Source organism: Yunchengibacter salinarum, from assembly GCF_037658235.1.
Classification (GTDB): Bacteria; Pseudomonadota; Alphaproteobacteria; order Sphingomonadales; family Kordiimonadaceae; genus Yunchengibacter; species Yunchengibacter salinarum.
The window spans coordinates 67,157-84,396 of the sequence record NZ_JBBJLN010000006.1 but is presented as its reverse complement, the minus strand read 5'-3'; the positions used below and the strand labels follow the sequence as shown (position 1 = coordinate 84,396).

Genomic DNA, 17,240 nt, shown 5'->3' with positions numbered 1-17,240 from the left:
CGACCGCGCCCCGCCGCCCCTGCGGCGCCCTCGCGGAGCCGCAGCGCGTAGCGCTCAGGCGTGAGCGGTAAACCAACGGGCGCGACCGCGCCCCGCCGCCTATGCGGCGCCCATTTGGAGCCGGGCCGCGTAAGCGGCCAAGGCGTGAAATCAGACAAGCCCGCTTCCCGCCCGCACCGACGTTGCCTCTACCGGTGCTGCCTCACGGCAGCGCGGAGGCCACAAGCGTGGCCCGCCGCCTATGCGGCGCCCTCGCGGAGCGCACGCGCCAGCGTGCTTGCGTGAGCGGAATAAAGCCCCCTACCGCGCTTCTTCGGCGCCTTTTCGGGCCAGTGCGTCGGCGCGTTCATTGCCCGCGTCACCGGCATGGCCCTTGACCCAGATCCATTCGATGCGGTGACGCCGGGCGGCGTCGTCCAGGGCGCGCCACAGGTCTTCGTTCTTTACCGGCTTTTTGGCGGCGGTTTTCCAGCCTTTTGCCTTCCAGCCTTCCAGCCACTGTGTGATGCCGTTGCGCACATAGGTGCTGTCCGTGTGTAGGCGCACATGGCAGGACCGTTTCAGGGCGTTCAGAGCCTCGATGGCGGCCTGAAGCTCCATGCGGTTATTGGTGGTGTCGGGGGCGCCGCCATACAGGTCTTTTTCGTGGCCCTGATAGAGCAGCACGGCGCCCCAGCCGCCGGGGCCGGGATTGCCGGAACAGGCGCCGTCCGTATAGATGTCCACCGTTCCGGGGTCAGCCATGGGGCTGGCCGTCCAGCGCTTGCAGGGTGGTCAACCGGTGCAGATAGGGGCGGGGGTCCTTGGCGCGCACCATGGCGCCTTCCACCGGGTTCAGCCAGTCATAAAGGCGGGTCAGCAGGAAGCGCAGCGCCGCGCCGCGCGCCAATAGGGGAAGATGGGCCTTTTCCTTGCCGTCCAGCGCCCGCACGCTTTCATATCCGGCGATCAGGCCGTCTTGCAGGGCCGGGTCCAGCGTGCCCGCATCGTTTATGCACCAGGCATTCAGGCACACGGCCAGATCATAGGCGAGAAAGTCCGTACAGGCGAAATAGAAGTCTATCAGGCCGGTGACAGTGGTGCCGGTGAACAGCACATTGTCGGGGAACAGGTCCGCATGGATGGTGCCGGTGGGCAGGCGGGCGGGCCAGGCTGTGGCCAGATGCGCCAGTTCCGCTTCGATGCGACCGCCAAGGCCGGCGTGCACGCTTTCCGCCGCCACCGGGTCGATTTCCGCCCACAGGGCCTGCCAGCCCGCCAGCGACAGGTCGTTTGCCCGCTGCCGGGGGAAATCGGCTGTGGCCCGGTGCATATGGGCCAGCGCCGCGCCCACGGCGCGGGTATGGTCCGGGGTGATGGTGGCGGCTTCGGTGCCTGTCAGAAACGAGATCAGGCAGGCCGGGCGCCCGGCGAGACTTTGCAGCATCCGCCCCGTGCGATCGGGTATGGGGGGCGGCGCGGGCAGGCCATGGGCGGCCAGATGGGCCATCAGGTCCAGAAAATAGGGCAGGTCATCCGGGTTGGCGCGCTTTTCATACAGGGTCAGGATGAAGCGCCCCGCCTCCGTTTCCAGGAAATAGTTGGAATTTTCCACCCCTTCGGCGATGCCCTTGAAGCTGAGCGGTGCGCCCAGATCATAGGCCGCCAGAAACCTCTCCAGATCGGCGCCGGAGACCGCCGTATAGACGGCCATCAGGCCACGCCTTTCAGGATGGGCGGCACCTTGAACACCACGTCTTCTTCCGCCGTGGTCAGGGTGTCCATGGTAACGCTGTAGCGTTCTTTCAGCGCGGTGATCACTTCGTCCACCAGCACTTCGGGCGCGCTGGCGCCGGCGGTGATGCCCACGGCGCCGGCACCGCTCAGCCAGTCATGGTCGATGTCGGCGGCGCGCTGCACCAGGCGGGCCGGGCACCCCATGCGCGCGCTCACTTCCACCAGCCGCATACTGTTGGATGAATTGGGCGCGCCGATCACCAGCACCCGGTCCACGCTGGCGGCCATTTCCTTGACCGCTTCCTGCCGGTTGGTGGTGGCGTAGCAGATGTCTTCCTTTTTCGGCGCGCGGATTTCGGGAAAGCGCGCCTTCAGGGCCGCCACTATTCCGGCGGTGTCGTCCACGCTCAGCGTGGTCTGGGTGACAAAGGCCAGGCTTTTCCCTTCGGGCGGCGTGAAACTGGCCACGTCGTCCCGCGTTTCGATCAGGGTCATGGCGCCGTCGGGCAACTGGCCCATGGTGCCTTCCACCTCCGGGTGCCCCGCATGGCCGATCATCAGAATGTGCTGATCCCGCGCCGCCAGATGCTCCACTTCCCGGTGCACCTTGGACACCAGCGGGCAGGTGGCATCCACATAGATCATTTTGCGCCGTTCGGCCTCCGCCGGGACGGCCTTGGGCACGCCGTGGGCGGAAAAAACAACGGGCAGGTCATCCGGTACCTCGTGCAGTTCGTCCACGAACACCGCGCCCTTGGCTTCCAGGCTTTCCACCACATAGCGATTGTGGACGATCTCGTGGCGCACATAGACTGGCGCGCCGAACTTTTTCAGCGCCAGTTCCACGATCTGGATGGCCCGGTCCACGCCCGCGCAAAAGCCGCGCGGATTGGCCAGCACCACCCTCAACGGGGGCGCGCCGTGCGTGCCGGTCGGGCCGGAAGTCTGGGAATCGGCGTCAGTCATCGAAAACCGTCCTTGGGCTGTTTCCCCTGTAGCTAACCCTTGCCACCCTTGGGGTCAAGGCGCGGCGATCCGGTCAGAAAAGCATCGGCCAAGGCTGCGCTTGCCCTTTGCCGGTACAGACCCTATGATCCGGCGCCGTCCGGCCCGCCGGGTTCCGCACTTCGGAGCCTGGGCCGCCCGATGCATGTGTTACGGAAAGGCTGTTCATGTCCGTGCGACTCTCTGCCCTGATGCTGCTGGCCCTGCTGCTGGCCGCCTGCAACAAGAATCCGCTGGAAGTGGTGGTTTCCCGCTGCCCGGCGGTGGCCGTGGTGGGGGATGCGGGGACCATGACCCGTTTCGTCGATAATGAGCCGAGCGCATCGAACGAGATTTTCACCGCCAGTATCATGGGCGTGACCAGCCAGTGCGATCAGGGCGATGACGTGGATGCCTCCGTCAGTTTCGAAATCGCGGCCACGGCTGGCCCGGCGATGGAGGGCCGCACGATCACGGTGCCTTATTTCGTTGCCGTGGTGAAAGACAATGCCCGCATCGTCTCCAAGAAGCGGTTTGAAACCGTGCTGACCTTTGACGGTAAGGGCCGCGCCACCGCCAAGCAGACGGTGCGCCAGCACATCCCCACCATCGAGCAGGCCCGCCGCTATGATTATGAAGTGCTGCTGGGCTTTCAGCTCAACCCCCAGGAAGCCGTCTTCAACATGCAGCGCTAAGGGGCGCGGCACCGGGGTATGATCATCGGGCGCACGGCCAGCAAACGCGGCCCGCGTGTGTTCTGCATTCAATTGCACTTATCCATCGACAATCAAAACAATAGCTTGCTATAAAAATACACGTACCCGCGTCAGGGCCTTCATGGGCCGCCTTTACCCGTGGGCGGGTGTGTTGCCGATGGCGGCCTTGTCCGCCGTTTGAATCCGCGTTCGGAGACGGTCACATGGATGAGGCTTTTTCCCCCGGTGCAGTCATGCCCCTTCCTTCCGACCTGCCCGAAGATGCCGGGCCGCAGGCGCGCAAAAGCGCCCTGACGCGCGAACGGATCATCAAGGCCGCCATACAGGTTCTGCTGGAAGAAGGGTATGCCGGCATCACCACGCCCCGTATCGCGGAAAAGGCGGGTTTGTCGCGCGGTGCCATGATGCACCATTTTTCCAACCGACTCACGGTGATCACCGGCGTGATAGACTATCTTCACGGCCGGCGGTTAAGGGCGTTTCGATCAATGGTTGAAAGTGTCACACCCGGCCCGGATGGTGCGCGGGCCGTGCTGGACCGCTACTGGGAGCAGGTCAACCACCCCTATTTCATCGCCTTTTATGAACTGACCGTGGCTGCGCGAACCGATGAGGGGCTGCGGGCCGTGCTTCAGCCCCGCAAGGATGCCTTTCACAAGATATGGCGGCAATTGGCGGAAGACCTGTTCCCCCATTGGCGGCGGGACCGGGAGCGCTTCGATCTGGCGCTCACCCTGACGCAGAATCTGATGGAAGGCATGGCGTTCAACCATATGACCGGGGCGCTCAGCGGCGACCAGGCACACCGCCTGATTGACCATCTTGAGGATACAATCAGGGCCTTAAGGCCCTGATTGGTTTGTTTTCGCTCACGCAAGCGCGCTGTCGCGCGCGCTCCGCGAGGGCGCCGCACTCGCGGCGGGCCACGGTCGTGGCCTCCGGCGCTGCCGTGTGGCAGCACCGGTAGGGTTTGTTACCGCTCACGCCTGAGCGCTTCGCGCTGCGGCTCCGCGGGGGCGCCGCATGGGCTGCGGGCCACGGTCGTGGCCTCCGGCGCTGCCGTGTGGCAGCACCGGTAGGGTTTGTTACCGCTCACGCCTGAGCGCTTCGCGCTGCGGCTCCGCGAGGGCGCCGCATGGGCGGCGGGCCACGGTCGTGGCCTCCGGCGCTGCCGTGTGTGCGGGATGGCGGTAGGGGCAACGTCAGTATGGGTGGGGCGCGGTCGCGACCAAGAGATGGATTTGTGCTCACGCCTTTTGACCGGGGCGGGTCAGAGTGGCCAGGTTTCCCGGCGCCAGGCTGCGTCCCAGAACATGTATTCGAACCGGGTGCAGGTCAGGAAGGCGTCTGACATGGCGGTCTGACCTTCCTGTGTGGTGGCGGCGGCCACGCGGTCGGTAATGGCGATCATGCGGTCCACCGCATCGGAAAAGGACGTGTCCGCATAGGTGTCGATCCAGGCGCGGTAGGGATGCTCGCTGGCGGCCTTTTCGTGGATGTCCAGCCCCACTTCCCGGTACACCCAGAAGCAGGGCAGAATGGCGGCCACGGCCTCGGCGAACGGGCTGCCATAGGCTTTGGCCAGAAGATAGTTGCAGTAAGTGTGCGTAGTGGGGGTGGGCCTTGCCGCCGCAACGGTTTCCGCATTCAGCCCGAATTTCTCGAAAAAGCCGTTGTGCAGTTCCCGTTCCACCACCAGCGCGATCTTGGCGGCATCGGCGAATTCCAGCATCATGTCCACTTCCGGCGCGCGGGCCGACAATATGGACAGCACCCGGCTGTAGGATTCCAGATAAAGCGAATCCTGAAGCATGTAATGCTGGAACGTGGCCTGCGGCAGCGTGCCATCGGCCAGTTCCCGGTTGAAGGGCATGGTGCGGATGGTCTCACGCAGTGGCGCGGCTTCCGCCCAGATGGTTTTGCAAAAGCTCATGGCTTATCTCTCCCCGATCAGAAAGATTGACGGATGTTGACGCCGATACGCCGCCCGCGATTGATGGTGAAGCTGTCGAACGGCCCGCCCGGCCCAAGCCCCTGAAGCAGCGCCAACTGCGTCTGGCCAAAGGCGGAAATGGCCCAGCGCTTGTCCGTGATATTTTTCGCCCAGACAGAAAATTCGGTGGACCCGGCGGTGAAACTGGCGCGCAGGTCGGCAAAACCCCGATCCGGCGTGAACAGCACATTGTCCACTTCAAAGAAGACCTGGCCCACATGGTGATAATCGGCCCGCACCATAAGCTGGCCCGGCCCCACATCCCGCTGCCACTGAACCCCCGCATTGATCTGGAAGCGCGGGGCGGACGGCGTGCGATTGCCGCTATAGTCCACCGTTTCGGCGGAGTTGAGGGGGTTGGGCGCCACGAAGTTCTTGATCGTGCTGTCGGTGATGGCGGCATTGGCATCCAGGCTCAGGGCATCGTTCAGTTGCAGGAAGCCGTCCACTTCCAGCCCTTTTACCTCCACCCGGTCCACGCTGAGCACGGTGTTCACCCCGTTCAGAAAGATCGTAGCCTGGAAATTGTCATAATCGGTGATGAAGCCCGCCAGATTCAGCCGTGCCCGACCGTTCAGAAAGCGCAGCTTGGCCCCGGCTTCCAGGGTTCCCGTCTCTTCCGAGGGGAAGACGGCCTGCTGGATGTCTCCCGGCCCCGGCGGCACATTGAAGCCCCCCGGCTTGAAGCCGAGCGCGGCGGTGGCATAGAGCATGTGCCCGCCATCCAGATCATAGGACAGGCTGAGCTTGGGCTGCACCTTGTCAAAGGTCTCGGAGCGCGCCTCGATCAGGGCGTCCGTGGCATTGACCTTCGTGTTCTGATCCTTTTCGCCCCGGTCATAGCGCAGCGCCGCATTCAGCTCCAGCCGCTCGGTCAGGTCCGCGGTGATCTGGCCGAAGGCGGCGAACTGATCGGTGCGTGTTTCGAAACGCGGGGCGGGGGCGCCGAACAGCAGCGGGCCGAAATCGTCCACCCGGTCCTTTTCGATGCGCTGATAAAAGCCGCCCACAATGAAGCGGATCGGCCTGTCGTCATCGCTGGTATAGCGCACTTCCTGGGTGGTCACGTCCAGGCTGACCGGCTGGCTGATGGGCTGGATTCCGTTCGGGAACAGGGGCGCGCCAAACAGGGTGATCGGCGTGTCATTGCGGAAGTCCAGTTCCTCGATGAAATCCTTGTCATAGGAATCGTGGGCCGTGACGCTGCTGAGCGTGCCGCCCGCCACAGTCCAGTTCAGCCTGAGCGAGCCCTGTATCCAATCCCGGTTGGCGCGGCCTTCGAAATCGCCAAAGGGGCGGGTCAGCGCATCGCCCGCCAGCCGCCCGCCGAAATCGCCGGTCACATTGCCGCTGGAAATGAAGGCGGCCCCGCCGCGCTCGTCCAGCACGCTGATCTTGGCGGTGGCGGTCAGGGCGTCCGTCAGTTCCGCACGCAGTTGCACCCGGCCATTCAGGCTTTCAAAGCCATCCACCTTCTTATCCAGAAAGGTATTGCGGCGGAAGCCGTTGCTGTCGATCACAAGGCCGGAAGCGCGGATTGCCACCTTGTCCGACAGGGCGCCGCCCGCGGCCCCTTCCAGCCGCCATGTGAGGCCGGTGCCGATACCCGCCTGCACATAGCCGGAGGGCTCGGATTCGGGCTGTCGGGTGGTCACATTGAACACCCCGGCAATGGCGCTGCGCCCGAACAGGGCGCCCTGCGGGCCTTTCAGCACCTCCACCTGCGCCACGTCATAAAGTGGACGGGTGAACAGCTCGCTGTCCGCCAGTTGCACGCCGTCCGTCACATAGCCGATGGACGGCGCCTGCTGACGGTTGGTGGACACCCCCCGCACGGTGATCAGATTGGTGCCGAAGTCCTGATCGTCGATCATATAGACACCGGCGGTATGGTCGGTGATGGCGTTGACCGTGGTGATGCGCCGGTCCCGCAATGCGCGCTGCGTGAAGACGCTTACGCTGTCCGGCAGGTCGCCCAGCTTTTCGGCCCGGCCCCGCGCGGTCACGGTGATTTCTTCCGGTGTTTCGGGGGCGTTCGCCTGCGCTGCGCCACCGAAGAAACCGGGGGGCGTCAGGGCTGTGGCACTCAAAAGGAAAAGGCCCGCGCCTGCAAAGGCGGGGCGATAAAACAAGGTCATGAATTGTCTCCCTACGTCGGCATTATCCGTCAGGTTCAAAGGGTATGTTCTCAGCCGCCCGCTTGTCCGGGCAGCACCCCTGCCGCGCTCTTTAACAGGGGGATCGGGGAATGTCAAAACGTCGCGTAGCGGAATCTTGTCAGGGGTATGTTTCTGGCGTAAGGCCGGGGGCATGGTCGCATTATTCCGCCCGATTCAATTGGCTGTCGGTGCCCTCGGCGTGCTGGGTTCCGGTGCCCTGTGCCCGCCGCCCGCCGCCCTGGGGTCGGTGGAAACCATCCCCGTGACCGGCACACCCATCCGGTCCGCCACCGATCAGGGCAGCAGCGTGCGGATCGATCGGTCCGGCTTTGCCGCCGTGCGGCCACGGTCCATGGGCGATGCGCTGGCTCTGGCCCCGGCGGCGCTGGTGCAGACCAACAGCCGGGGGCAGACCCTGCTGTTTCTGCGCGGCACCGGGGAGCGGCAGGTGGCCGCCTATTTCGACGGGGCGCCCATCAATGTGCCGTGGGACAATCGGCTGGACCTGTCCCGCGTGCCGGTGGCGGGGCTGGCGGGTATGCGGGTGACCAGCGGGCCGGTATCCGTGCTGTACGGCGCCAATACCACGGGCGGCGCGGTGGAATTGCTGCCCGATGCTCCCGCGCTGTCGGCAAACGGGCTGGAATCAGGCCGTTTTCTGGCGGAACGGGGCAGCGGCGGCGCATTTCTGACCCGTGGCGGCCTGACGGCGAGGGCCGGGGCCGTGGGCCTGACGCTGGCGGGCAGCTATCGCCGCCAGAACGGGATGCCGCTGCCGGATGGCGTCGATCTGCCCTTCACGCCGGAGGCCGGGGGGCTGCGCTTCAATACGGATCGGGAACGGGCAGGGGGACTGGCCCGGCTTCAACTGACGGATGCGGACTGGGGCCGCTTCGCCGCCAGCTATCTGCTGGTGGACCGGGATCGCGGCGTGGCGCCGGAAGGGGACCGCCCGCCGGATGAGGCGCGTTTCTGGCGTCTGCCGCGGGACCGGCAGGCGATCTGGGTGCTGTCCCACGGCCTAGACCGGGGCGACTGGCGGGTGAAAACGGCGCTGTGGCGACAGGTGGCGGAGCAGACCACGTTGAGTTTCGATGGCCCGGACCTGGCGGTGCTGGATACCCGCCAGCAGGACCGGGACCGCAGCCTTGGCGGCCGGATCATTGCCGGGTTGGAGACGGACCGCTGGTCGCTGGATGCCAGCCTGTCCGCCCTGCACAGCCGCCACCGCCGGGTGGAAACACCGCCCGGCGGGGAAGAGGTGTTCACCCACTGGCTCGTCAGCGCCGGGCTGGAGGCGGCACGCGATATTGGGGCGCATTGGCGGCTCAGCGCCGGGGTCGTCATAGACAGTCTGAACCCCACTGCCACGGCGGGGCGACCGGGCGGGGATGCCTTCAGCGAGCCGGGGGGCACCCTCTCGCTCGCCTGGCGGCCGGATGGTCCCTGGTCGGTGAAGCTGGGGCTGGCCACGAAGGCGCGGATGCCCACCATGCGGGAGCTGTTTTCCGCGGCGCTGGACCGTTTCCTGCTTAACCCCGACCTGAAGGCGGAGCGGGTCAATCAGATCGAACTGGTGGCGCGCTATGAAAGCCGTGACCTGCGTGTGGACCTGATACCCTTTCTCGCCCTGACCGACGACACCATCGACCAGCGGTTCGTGCGCCGGGACGGGCGCTTGCTGCGCCAGCGGGTGAACCTGTCCGGCAGCCGGGTGGCGGGGGTGACGATCGACGGGCGCTGGCAACCGGCGACCTTTGCCAGCATACAGGGCCACATGACCTGGATGGCGCCGCGCCGGGACACGCTCACCGCCGCGGGCAGCCGCAAGCTGGTGGAACGACCGGACTGGCTGGGCCGGGTCGATGCCACGATCAGGCCCCATGAGCGCCTGGAACTGGCGCTGGGCGTACAGGTGCGGGGGCGGGCCTTTTCACCGGACCGGTTTGGCACCCTGCAACCGCTGCCATGGGCGGTTACACTGGATATGGCGGCGCGCTGGACGCCGGGCGCAGGGCCTGCGACGCTTTATCTCAGGGCCGACAATCTGTTCGACAAACTGGTGCTGCCGCAAAGCGGCCTTCCCGCCGCGGGGCGGGTCGTGCGGGCGGGGCTGGATTTCGGTTTCTGACAACCGATAAGGCTTGCCTGCGGGCGGGGCCTAAACCTAAGATTGGTTGAGCATGATGCGGGGCCCTATACAGTAGGCCGCCATGTCGGGGGGAGCATCGCATTGAAGCCACAGGTTCTGCTCAGGAAAATCCATCATTGGGCGTCCATCCTCATCGCCTTGCCGCTTGGCCTGATGATCGTGGCGGGCCTGCTGCTGATGCTGAAAAAGGATGTGGACTGGATTCAGCCACCCAGCCAGCGGGGGGTGAGCACCGGGCAGCCCGTCATATCGATGGAACGCCTTCTGGATGCGGCCCGCAGTGTGGAAGGGGCCGGCATAGACCGCTGGGTCGATCTGGACCGCGTGGATTTCAAGCCCGGCAAGGGCATGGTCAAGTTCGTCAGTGAAAGCGGCATGGAAGTGCAGGTGGATACCCACACCGGCACCGTGCTGCAAGTGGCCCGGCGCCGGTCGGATGTGATTGAGGCACTGCACGACGGCAGTTATTTCGCCGACTGGACGAAGCTGGGCTTGTTTCTGCCGGTGGGGGTGGCGCTGTTGGTATTATGGTGCACCGGCCTGTATCTGTTTTTCCTGCCCCATGTGAAGCGGTGGCAGAAACGGCGCAAGCGTCGGGCACGGCGAGCGGCCATGTCGCAAGGGGCCGGATCGCAAAGGGCCGGGCCGGTGGAGCGCCGGGCGGCGGAGTGACTGGGTATGAACACTATGGCGTCTGACGGGCGCTCAAGGGGGGATCAGATGATCAAACAGTTTTCAAGACAGCTTCTGCGGCCATTGATGGCCGGTGTGGCCATGGCCGGGCTGGCCGGGGCGCCCGCGCTGGCCGATGCGGTGGATGGCAGCCTGCTGGCGGGCCTGAAGGCGCGCAGTATCGGCCCGGCGGGCATGTCCGGCCGGATCGCCGCCATTGACGCGGTGGCGGATGATCCGGGCACCATCTTTGTGGGTGCGGCCACGGGCGGCGTGTGGAAGTCGGTCAATGGCGGCCTGAACTGGGCGCCGGTGTTCGATGACATGCCCTGTGCCTCCATCGGCTCGGTGGCGATCAATCAGGACAATCCCGATATTGTCTGGGTCGGCACGGGGGAGGGCAACACCCGCAACTCCACCTCGGTCGGCTGCGGGGCGTTCAAGTCCCTGGACGGCGGCAAGACCTGGCAGTCCGTGGGCCTTGAGGGGACGGAGCGGATCAACCGCATCGTTCTGCACCCGGACAATCCCGATATCGCTTATGCGGCGGCGCTCGGCCCCTTGTGGGGGGACGGCAAGGACCGTGGTGTGTACAAGACCACCGATGGCGGCGAAAGCTGGGAGAAAATCCTGTATGTGAATGACAGCACCGGCGCCACGGACATTGAAATGGTGCCCGGCAATCCCAACAAGCTGTTCGTGTCCATGTGGCAGTTCCGCCGCTGGCCCTGGTATTTCAAGTCCGGCGGGCCGGGCAGCGGGCTGTATGTGACCCATGACGGCGGCGAGAATTTCCATCAGTTGACGGAGGAGGACGGTCTGCCGGAAGGCACGCTGGGCCGATCCGAATTCGCCATTTCCGAGGCCGATCCGAATCGCATCTATGCCCTGGTGGAGGCCGAGAAGAGCGCGCTCATCCGCTCTGACGACGGCGGGGAAAGCTGGCGGACGGTCAATGCCGAGCATGACATCAATGACCGGCCCTTCTATTACAATGACCTGAAGGTGGACCCGCGCGATCCCAACCGGGTGTACCGCGTGGGCTCGCGGGTGAAGCTGTCCATCGATGGCGGCAGGACGTTCGAATACATCCCCGCCATTGACTGCTGCGCGCCCGCCAACACCATCCATATCGACAATCACGCCTTCTGGATCAATCCGAACGATCCGCGCCATATCATCGATGGCAATGATGGCGGGCTGGCCATTTCGCGCGACAAGGGGGAGACCTTCCGTTTCGTGCGCAATCTGCCGCTGGCCCAGTACTATCACGTGGCGGTGGACAATGATCACCCCTATCACGTCTATGGCGGCTTGCAGGACAACGGTTCCTGGCGCGGCCCGGCGGAGGTGTTCGAAAACGGCGGCATCCGCAATCTGCACTGGCAGGAAGTGGCCTTTGGCGACGGGTTCGACACCATCCCGGACCCGGAAAACTCCCGCCGCGGCTATGCCATGAGCCAGGGCGGCAATCTGTATCGCTGGAATCTGGATACCGGCGAAATGCGGCTGATCCGGCCCAATCCGCCCGCCGATGACGTGACCCTGCGGTTCAACTGGGATTCGGGTTTTGCCCAGTCCCCCCACGACGCGGGGACGATCTATTATGGTAGCCAGTTCGTGCACAAATCCACCGACCGGGGTGTTACCTGGCAGGTGATCAGCCCGGACATGACCACCAATGACCCGGACAAGCAGACCTTCACCGAAAGCGGCGGCCTGACCCCCGATGTGACGGCGGCGGAAAATTACACCGCCATCACCGTGATCTCGCCCAGCCCGCTGGATGAGAATGTCATCTGGGTGGGCACGGACGATGGCCGCGTGCATGTGACCCGCGATGGCGGGGAAAGCTGGGACAGCGTGGAGGACGATATGTCCGGCGCGCCGGACGGGGCCTGGGTTGAGATGATCCAGCCGTCCCCCCATGACGTGGAGGCCGCCTTCATCACTGTGGACGATCACCGCCGGGGGGACATGGGCACCTATGCCTTCCGCGTCAGCGATTTTGGCGATGACTGGGACCGGATCAATGACGATACGGTCAAGGGCTATGCCCAGAGCGTGCGCCAGGATGTGGTGGACGAGGATCTGATCTTCCTCGGTACCGAATTCGGCCTTTGGGTCAGCTTCAATGGCGGCGATGACTGGACCAAATGGACCGAGGGCGTGCCCACGGTGAGCGTGCGGGATATGGCGATCCAGCAGCGCGAAAGCGATCTGGTGCTGGGCACCCATGGCCGCGCCATTTATGTGATCGACGATTACAGCGCGCTTCGCGGGCTGGACGCGGACGATTTCGATGAGCGCTTCAAGCTGTTGTCCGTGACCAATGGCCAGCAATACGACCCGAACCAGACCCCCAATAACCGCTTCCCCGGCTCCGGGGAGTTCCGGGCCGACAATGAACCTTACGGCGTCATGCTCACCTTCATGGCATCCGGCGATGATCTGACCCACCCGGACCCGGAGCAGGACCGCGCCCGCCGTATCAAGGCCCGCCGCTTCGCGGGGGACGAGGATACGGAAAAGGCCGACCCGGAAAGCGATGACGACGCGGGCGATGAAAAGGCCAAAAAGGATGAGGACGCGAAAAAGGTGACCGTCAAGGTCAAGGACAATGAGGGCACCGTGATCCGCACCTTCAAGGCGGACGTGCATCAGGGCCTCAACCGGGTGGTCTGGAACATGCGCCGGGACGGTGTGCGCCGCGCGCCGCCCGCCAAGCCGAACGAGGACGGCACGCTGCCCGCCGGGCCGGAAGTGCTGCCGGGCACCTATGGCGTGGAGATGTCCTTTGACGACATCACCGAAACGGCTGAAGCCCGTGTGCTTAAGGACCCGCGCACACCATATGACCGCGCGGCCATGGAAGCCAATCACGCCACGCTGCTGCGCCTTCAGGACATGCAGCGCACCATGGTGGCCGGGCTTGAGCGGATCACGCAGGCACGCCGGGATATCGGCACGCTGATGACCCTGATCAAGGATGCCCGGAAGGACGACGGCGAAGACGAGACGCTGGATGAGCTGTCCGAGTCGGCCAAGGCATTGAAAAAGACGCTGACAGAGCTTGAAAAGCGTTTCCGCGTGCCGCCCAAGACGGTGGGCATCGTCTATAGCCAGGACAAGGTGGCCGACAGGCTGGGGCTGGCGCAGTTCTATGTGGGCTCCACCTATGACCGGCCAAGCGAGGCCGCGCTTGACCAGATCGGGCGCGCCGAGCGGACGCTGGAGACCGTGACCGGCGATCTGAACCGGGTTCTGAGCGAGGATCTGCCGTCCCTGCGGGATGCGGCGGCCAGTGCCGGTGTGGGGCTGTTGTCCCAGGCGCCATTGGCGCTGGAACAGTAAGACGATCGCGGGGCCCGGCCATATGGGTGGCCGGGCCTTTTGCATAGCCCAGGGGCTGGCCAAAGGGATCAAGGCTGGTCACAGGGATCAAGAGGGGGAAATCATCATGACGTTCAAAGCTCGCACTTTGCTGCCCGCGCTTGCGCGCGGTACCGCCCTGCTGGCACTGGCCGCCGGCCTGGCCGCCGCGCCAGCGCCCGCCACCCGTGCCGATGACAGCCACCCGCTGGCCGGCCTGAAGCTGCGCAATATCGGCCCGGCGCTCACCAGCGGGCGGATTTCCGATTTCGCCATGGTGCCGGGCGCGCCGCATCGCTATTTCGTCGCCGTGGCTTCAGGCAATCTGTGGAAGACCGACAATGCGGGCACCACCTGGTCGCCGATCTTCGACAATCACGGGTCCTATGCGCTGGGCGTGGTGGAACTGGCGCCCGGCAACCCGGATATTGTCTGGCTCGGCACGGGCGAAAACAACGCCCAACGCAGCGTGGGCTATGGCGACGGGGTGTACCGGTCACTGGATGGCGGCAAAAGCTGGGAGCATATGGGCCTGAAGGACAGCGGCCATATTTCCGATATCTGGATCAGCCCGCAAGACCATGACACGGTGGTCGTGGCCGTGCAGGGGCCGCTGTGGAACAAGGGCGGCGATCGCGGCCTGTACAAGACCACGGACGGCGGCGAGACCTGGGACCGCATTCTTGAGATCGATGCCCATACCGGCGTGAACGAAATCGTGGTGAACCCGAACGACCCGGACAGCATGGTGGTTTCCACCTATCAGCGCCGCCGCCATGTGTGGACGCTGATCAATGGCGGCCCCGGCAGCGGCATTCACCGCACCACGGACGGCGGCAAAACCTGGGATGACGTGACGGCCACCGTGAAGGGCAAGAACGATCTGGGCCGGATCGGGCTCGCCATGGCACCGTCGGCACCGGATACGATTTATGCCATCGTCGAGGCCGAGGGAGAAGCCAAAGGGGTGTATCGGTCCACCGATTTCGGGGCCAGCTTCGAGAAGCGCTCCGGCCATATGACCACCAGCCCGCAATATTACAATGAACTGGTGGTGGACCCGAAAAATCCCGACCGCGTTTATTCGCTGGATACCTGGACACAGGTGAGCGAGGACGGCGGCAAGACCTGGTCGCGCCTGAGCACCAAAACCCGCCATGTGGACGATCATGCGCTGTGGATCGACCCGGACAACACCGCCCATCTGGTGATCGGTGGCGATGGCGGCATTTATGAAAGCCATGACCGGGGCAATAGCTGGCGCCATGTGCGCAATCTGCCCATCACCCAGTTCTACCGGGTGGAGCCGGACAATGCCGAGCCCTTCTACAATGTGTGCGGCGGCACGCAGGACAACAATTCCATGTGCGGCCCGTCGCGCACCACCAGCGTGCACGGCATCACCAATGCGGACTGGCGGCTGATTTTGGGCGGGGACGGTTACGAGCCGCAGATCGACCCGGTGGACCCCAACATCATCTATGCCCAGTATCAGTATGGTGGCCTGGCCCGGTTCGACAGGCGCACGGGGGAGCGCACCTATATCGCGCCCCAGCCCGCCAGCGGCGAAAAGGAATTCAAGTTCAACTGGAACACGCCGCTGCTGATCAGCCCGCACGACCGCAAGACCCTGTATTACGGCGCGGAAAAGCTGTTCCGCTCCACCGATATGGGCTCAAGCTGGCAGGCCGTCAGCCCCGATCTGACCCGCCAGCTCGACCGCAACAGGCTGGACGTGATGGGCCGTGTCTGGTCCGTCGATGCGGTGGCCAAGAATGACAGCACGTCCATGTATGGCAGCCTGATCGCGGTGGAGGAAAGCACGCTGGAGCCGGGGCTTCTTTATACCGGCTCCGATGACGGCGTGGTCGGGATCAGCGAGGACGGCGGCGAGACATGGCGCAAAGTCACCGATTTCGATGGCGTGCCGGACATGACCTATGTGAGCGATGTGTTCCCCTCCCTCCACGACCCGGACGTGGTCTATGCTACCATGGACAACCACAAGAAGGGGGACTATGCGCCCTATGTGCTGCGCAGTGACAATCGCGGCAAGGACTGGGATCTGATCACCGGCAACCTGCCGGAGCGGGGGTCCGCCCATACCATCGTGCAGGACCATGACGACCCGGATCTGCTGTTCGTGGGCACCGAATTCGGCCTGCATTTCACCCGCGATGGCGGCGAGACCTGGCATGAGCTGACCGGCAATTTCCCCACCATCGCCGTGCGGGATCTGGAAATCCAGCGCCGGGAAAACGATCTGGTGGTGGGCACCTTCGGGCGCGGTATCTATATCCTGGATGATTACCGCCCGCTGAAGGCCGACCCCAAGGCACTGGCATCCGGCGATGCCACCCTGTTCCCGGTGAAGGACGCCCTGATCTATATGAAGGATGACCGCGTTGGCGGCGGCGAAAAGGGCAGTCAGGGTGATGACTTCTACACCGCTGAAAACCCGCCTTATGGTGCGGTGTTCACCTATTATCTGCCGGAAAGCCGGACCACAGCAAAGGAGCGCCGCCGCGAGGCCGAGCGCAAGCGCGCCAAGGAGGGCGGGGACAACCCCTATCCCAGCGACGAGACCCTGCGCGCGGAGGCGACGGAACCCGCGCCCGAAATGGTGCTGACCGTGCGCGATGCGGACGGGGCGGTGGTGCGGCGCATTATCGGGCCCGCCACCAAAGGCGTGCACCGTGTGGCCTGGGACATGCGCCACCCCGCGCCGGACAAGGTGGAACTGAACGCCGCCGACCGGCCAAGCTGGTTGCCGGACCCCGTGGGGCCGCTGGCCACGCCCGGCACTTACAGCGTGTCCATGGCGGTGCGCCGGGGCGGCGAGCTGACCCCCATGGGCGACAGCCGGAGCTTTGACCTGACCCCGCTGGATCGCGGCGGCCTGGTGACGGACGATCGCGCCGGGCTGAAGGCGTTCCAGCAGAAAACGGCGGCGCTTTCCCGTGCGCTGGATGGCGCCCGTGGCATGATCGACGATCTGGACAGCCGCCTGAAGCATCTGGGCAAGGCGTTGACCCGCACACCGGAAGCGGGTGAGGCCAGCTTCAAGGCGCATCAGGGGCTTCGGGACCGGCTCACCGCCATTGATCGCGCGGTGAACGGGGACAGTGTGATTGCCGGAACCAATGAACCGGTGCCCTTCTCCATCCGTCAGCGGGTGCAGAGCATCGTGTTCGGTCATTGGTACAGCCAGCAGCCGGTGACCGACCTGCACCGGCAGGCCCATGACATCGCCCGCGCCGAACTGACCGGCGAACTGGCCCGCCTTGAAGAACTGAGCGCCGACCTGGCCGCTTTCGAGGCGCGCATGAATGCCATGGGCGCGCCCTGGACACCGGGCCGTTCCCCCGAACTGAAATAGGGGGGCGCCCCAAAGCCGGAACGATTCCCGGCACGAAAATGCCCCCGCCGCAGGCAGCGGCGGGGGCTTTTCTCATTCCCTTAAGGGGTACCCTGTG

At 64.9% G+C, this 17,240-nt stretch carries 11 protein-coding genes; 6 read left to right on the top strand and 5 right to left on the bottom strand.

What is annotated here, in order from left to right:
* Window positions 1-300 precede the first annotated feature (300 nt).
* Genes rnhA through ispH form a run of 3 tightly spaced genes read right to left on the bottom strand, consistent with a single transcriptional unit; the run spans window position 301 to window position 2,682 of the window.
* Window positions 301-744 (bottom strand): ribonuclease HI, encoded by a 444-nt coding sequence (gene rnhA, locus WGH93_RS08155; protein ID WP_374764383.1) that lies wholly within the window; start codon window positions 742-744, stop codon window positions 301-303.
* A complete protein-coding gene (gene thrB / locus WGH93_RS08150) occupies window positions 737-1,693 on the bottom strand; it encodes a homoserine kinase (protein ID WP_374764382.1) in 957 nt (318 codons plus the stop codon). The genes rnhA and thrB overlap by 8 nt, the downstream gene beginning before the upstream one ends.
* Window positions 1,693-2,682, bottom strand: coding sequence for a 4-hydroxy-3-methylbut-2-enyl diphosphate reductase (gene ispH / locus WGH93_RS08145; protein ID WP_374764381.1), 990 nt, complete (start codon window positions 2,680-2,682; stop codon window positions 1,693-1,695). The genes thrB and ispH overlap by 1 nt, the downstream gene beginning before the upstream one ends.
* Before the next feature lie 206 nt (window positions 2,683-2,888).
* Here ispH and WGH93_RS08140 point away from each other — a divergent pair, with 206 nt between their 5' ends.
* Both WGH93_RS08140 and WGH93_RS08135 read left to right on the top strand, forming a co-directional pair.
* Window positions 2,889-3,395 (top strand): hypothetical protein, encoded by a 507-nt coding sequence (locus WGH93_RS08140; protein WP_374764380.1) that lies wholly within the window; start codon window positions 2,889-2,891, stop codon window positions 3,393-3,395.
* Between the two features lie 224 nt (window positions 3,396-3,619).
* Complete coding sequence (locus tag WGH93_RS08135) at window positions 3,620-4,270, top strand: TetR/AcrR family transcriptional regulator (RefSeq protein ID WP_374764379.1); 651 nt, start codon at window positions 3,620-3,622, stop codon at window positions 4,268-4,270.
* Window positions 4,271-4,686: 416 nt separating this feature from the next.
* Here WGH93_RS08135 and tenA read toward each other — a convergent pair whose 3' ends face one another.
* Together tenA and WGH93_RS08125 are read right to left on the bottom strand one after the other, a co-directional pair.
* Entirely contained in the window at window positions 4,687-5,349 is a 663-nt protein-coding gene (gene tenA / locus WGH93_RS08130) for a thiaminase II (RefSeq protein WP_374764378.1), read from the bottom strand.
* Window positions 5,350-5,366: 17 nt separating this feature from the next.
* Window positions 5,367-7,547 (bottom strand): TonB-dependent receptor, encoded by a 2,181-nt coding sequence (locus WGH93_RS08125; RefSeq protein WP_374764377.1) that lies wholly within the window; start codon window positions 7,545-7,547, stop codon window positions 5,367-5,369.
* A gap of 172 nt (window positions 7,548-7,719) precedes the next feature.
* Between WGH93_RS08125 and WGH93_RS08120 the strand changes: the two genes are divergently transcribed.
* From WGH93_RS08120 to WGH93_RS08105, 4 genes are all read left to right on the top strand, one after another.
* Entirely contained in the window at window positions 7,720-9,699 is a 1,980-nt protein-coding gene (locus WGH93_RS08120; RefSeq protein WP_374764376.1) for a TonB-dependent receptor, read from the top strand.
* 102 nt (window positions 9,700-9,801) lie between these two features.
* Window positions 9,802-10,392 carry a PepSY domain-containing protein gene (locus WGH93_RS08115; RefSeq protein ID WP_374764375.1) on the top strand — a complete coding sequence of 197 codons (591 nt, stop codon included), beginning with the start codon at window positions 9,802-9,804 and terminating at the stop codon, window positions 10,390-10,392.
* Between the two features lie 48 nt (window positions 10,393-10,440).
* Complete coding sequence (locus WGH93_RS08110; RefSeq protein ID WP_374764374.1) at window positions 10,441-13,746, top strand: VPS10 domain-containing protein; 3,306 nt, start codon at window positions 10,441-10,443, stop codon at window positions 13,744-13,746.
* 106 nt (window positions 13,747-13,852) lie between these two features.
* Window positions 13,853-17,143, top strand: a complete 3,291-nt coding sequence (locus WGH93_RS08105) for a glycosyl hydrolase (protein WP_374764373.1) — start codon at window positions 13,853-13,855, stop codon at window positions 17,141-17,143.
* Window positions 17,144-17,240: the final 97 nt, after the last annotated feature.

Bases quoted from the DNA above. Each gene is read 5' to 3' on its own strand.
- rnhA (WP_374764383.1), bottom strand. From the start codon at position 744: ATGGCTGACCCCGGAACGGTGGACATCTATACGGACGGCGCCTGTTCC.
- thrB (WP_374764382.1), bottom strand. From the start codon at position 1,693: ATGGCCGTCTATACGGCGGTCTCCGGCGCCGATCTGGAGAGGTTTCTG.
- ispH (WP_374764381.1), bottom strand. From the start codon at position 2,682: ATGACTGACGCCGATTCCCAGACTTCCGGCCCGACCGGCACGCACGGC.
- WGH93_RS08140 (WP_374764380.1), top strand. From the start codon at position 2,889: ATGTCCGTGCGACTCTCTGCCCTGATGCTGCTGGCCCTGCTGCTGGCC.
- WGH93_RS08135 (WP_374764379.1), top strand. From the start codon at position 3,620: ATGGATGAGGCTTTTTCCCCCGGTGCAGTCATGCCCCTTCCTTCCGAC.
- tenA (WP_374764378.1), bottom strand. From the start codon at position 5,349: ATGAGCTTTTGCAAAACCATCTGGGCGGAAGCCGCGCCACTGCGTGAG.
- WGH93_RS08125 (WP_374764377.1), bottom strand. From the start codon at position 7,547: ATGACCTTGTTTTATCGCCCCGCCTTTGCAGGCGCGGGCCTTTTCCTT.
- WGH93_RS08120 (WP_374764376.1), top strand. From the start codon at position 7,720: ATGGTCGCATTATTCCGCCCGATTCAATTGGCTGTCGGTGCCCTCGGC.
- WGH93_RS08110 (WP_374764374.1), top strand. From the start codon at position 10,441: ATGATCAAACAGTTTTCAAGACAGCTTCTGCGGCCATTGATGGCCGGT.
- WGH93_RS08105 (WP_374764373.1), top strand. From the start codon at position 13,853: ATGACGTTCAAAGCTCGCACTTTGCTGCCCGCGCTTGCGCGCGGTACC.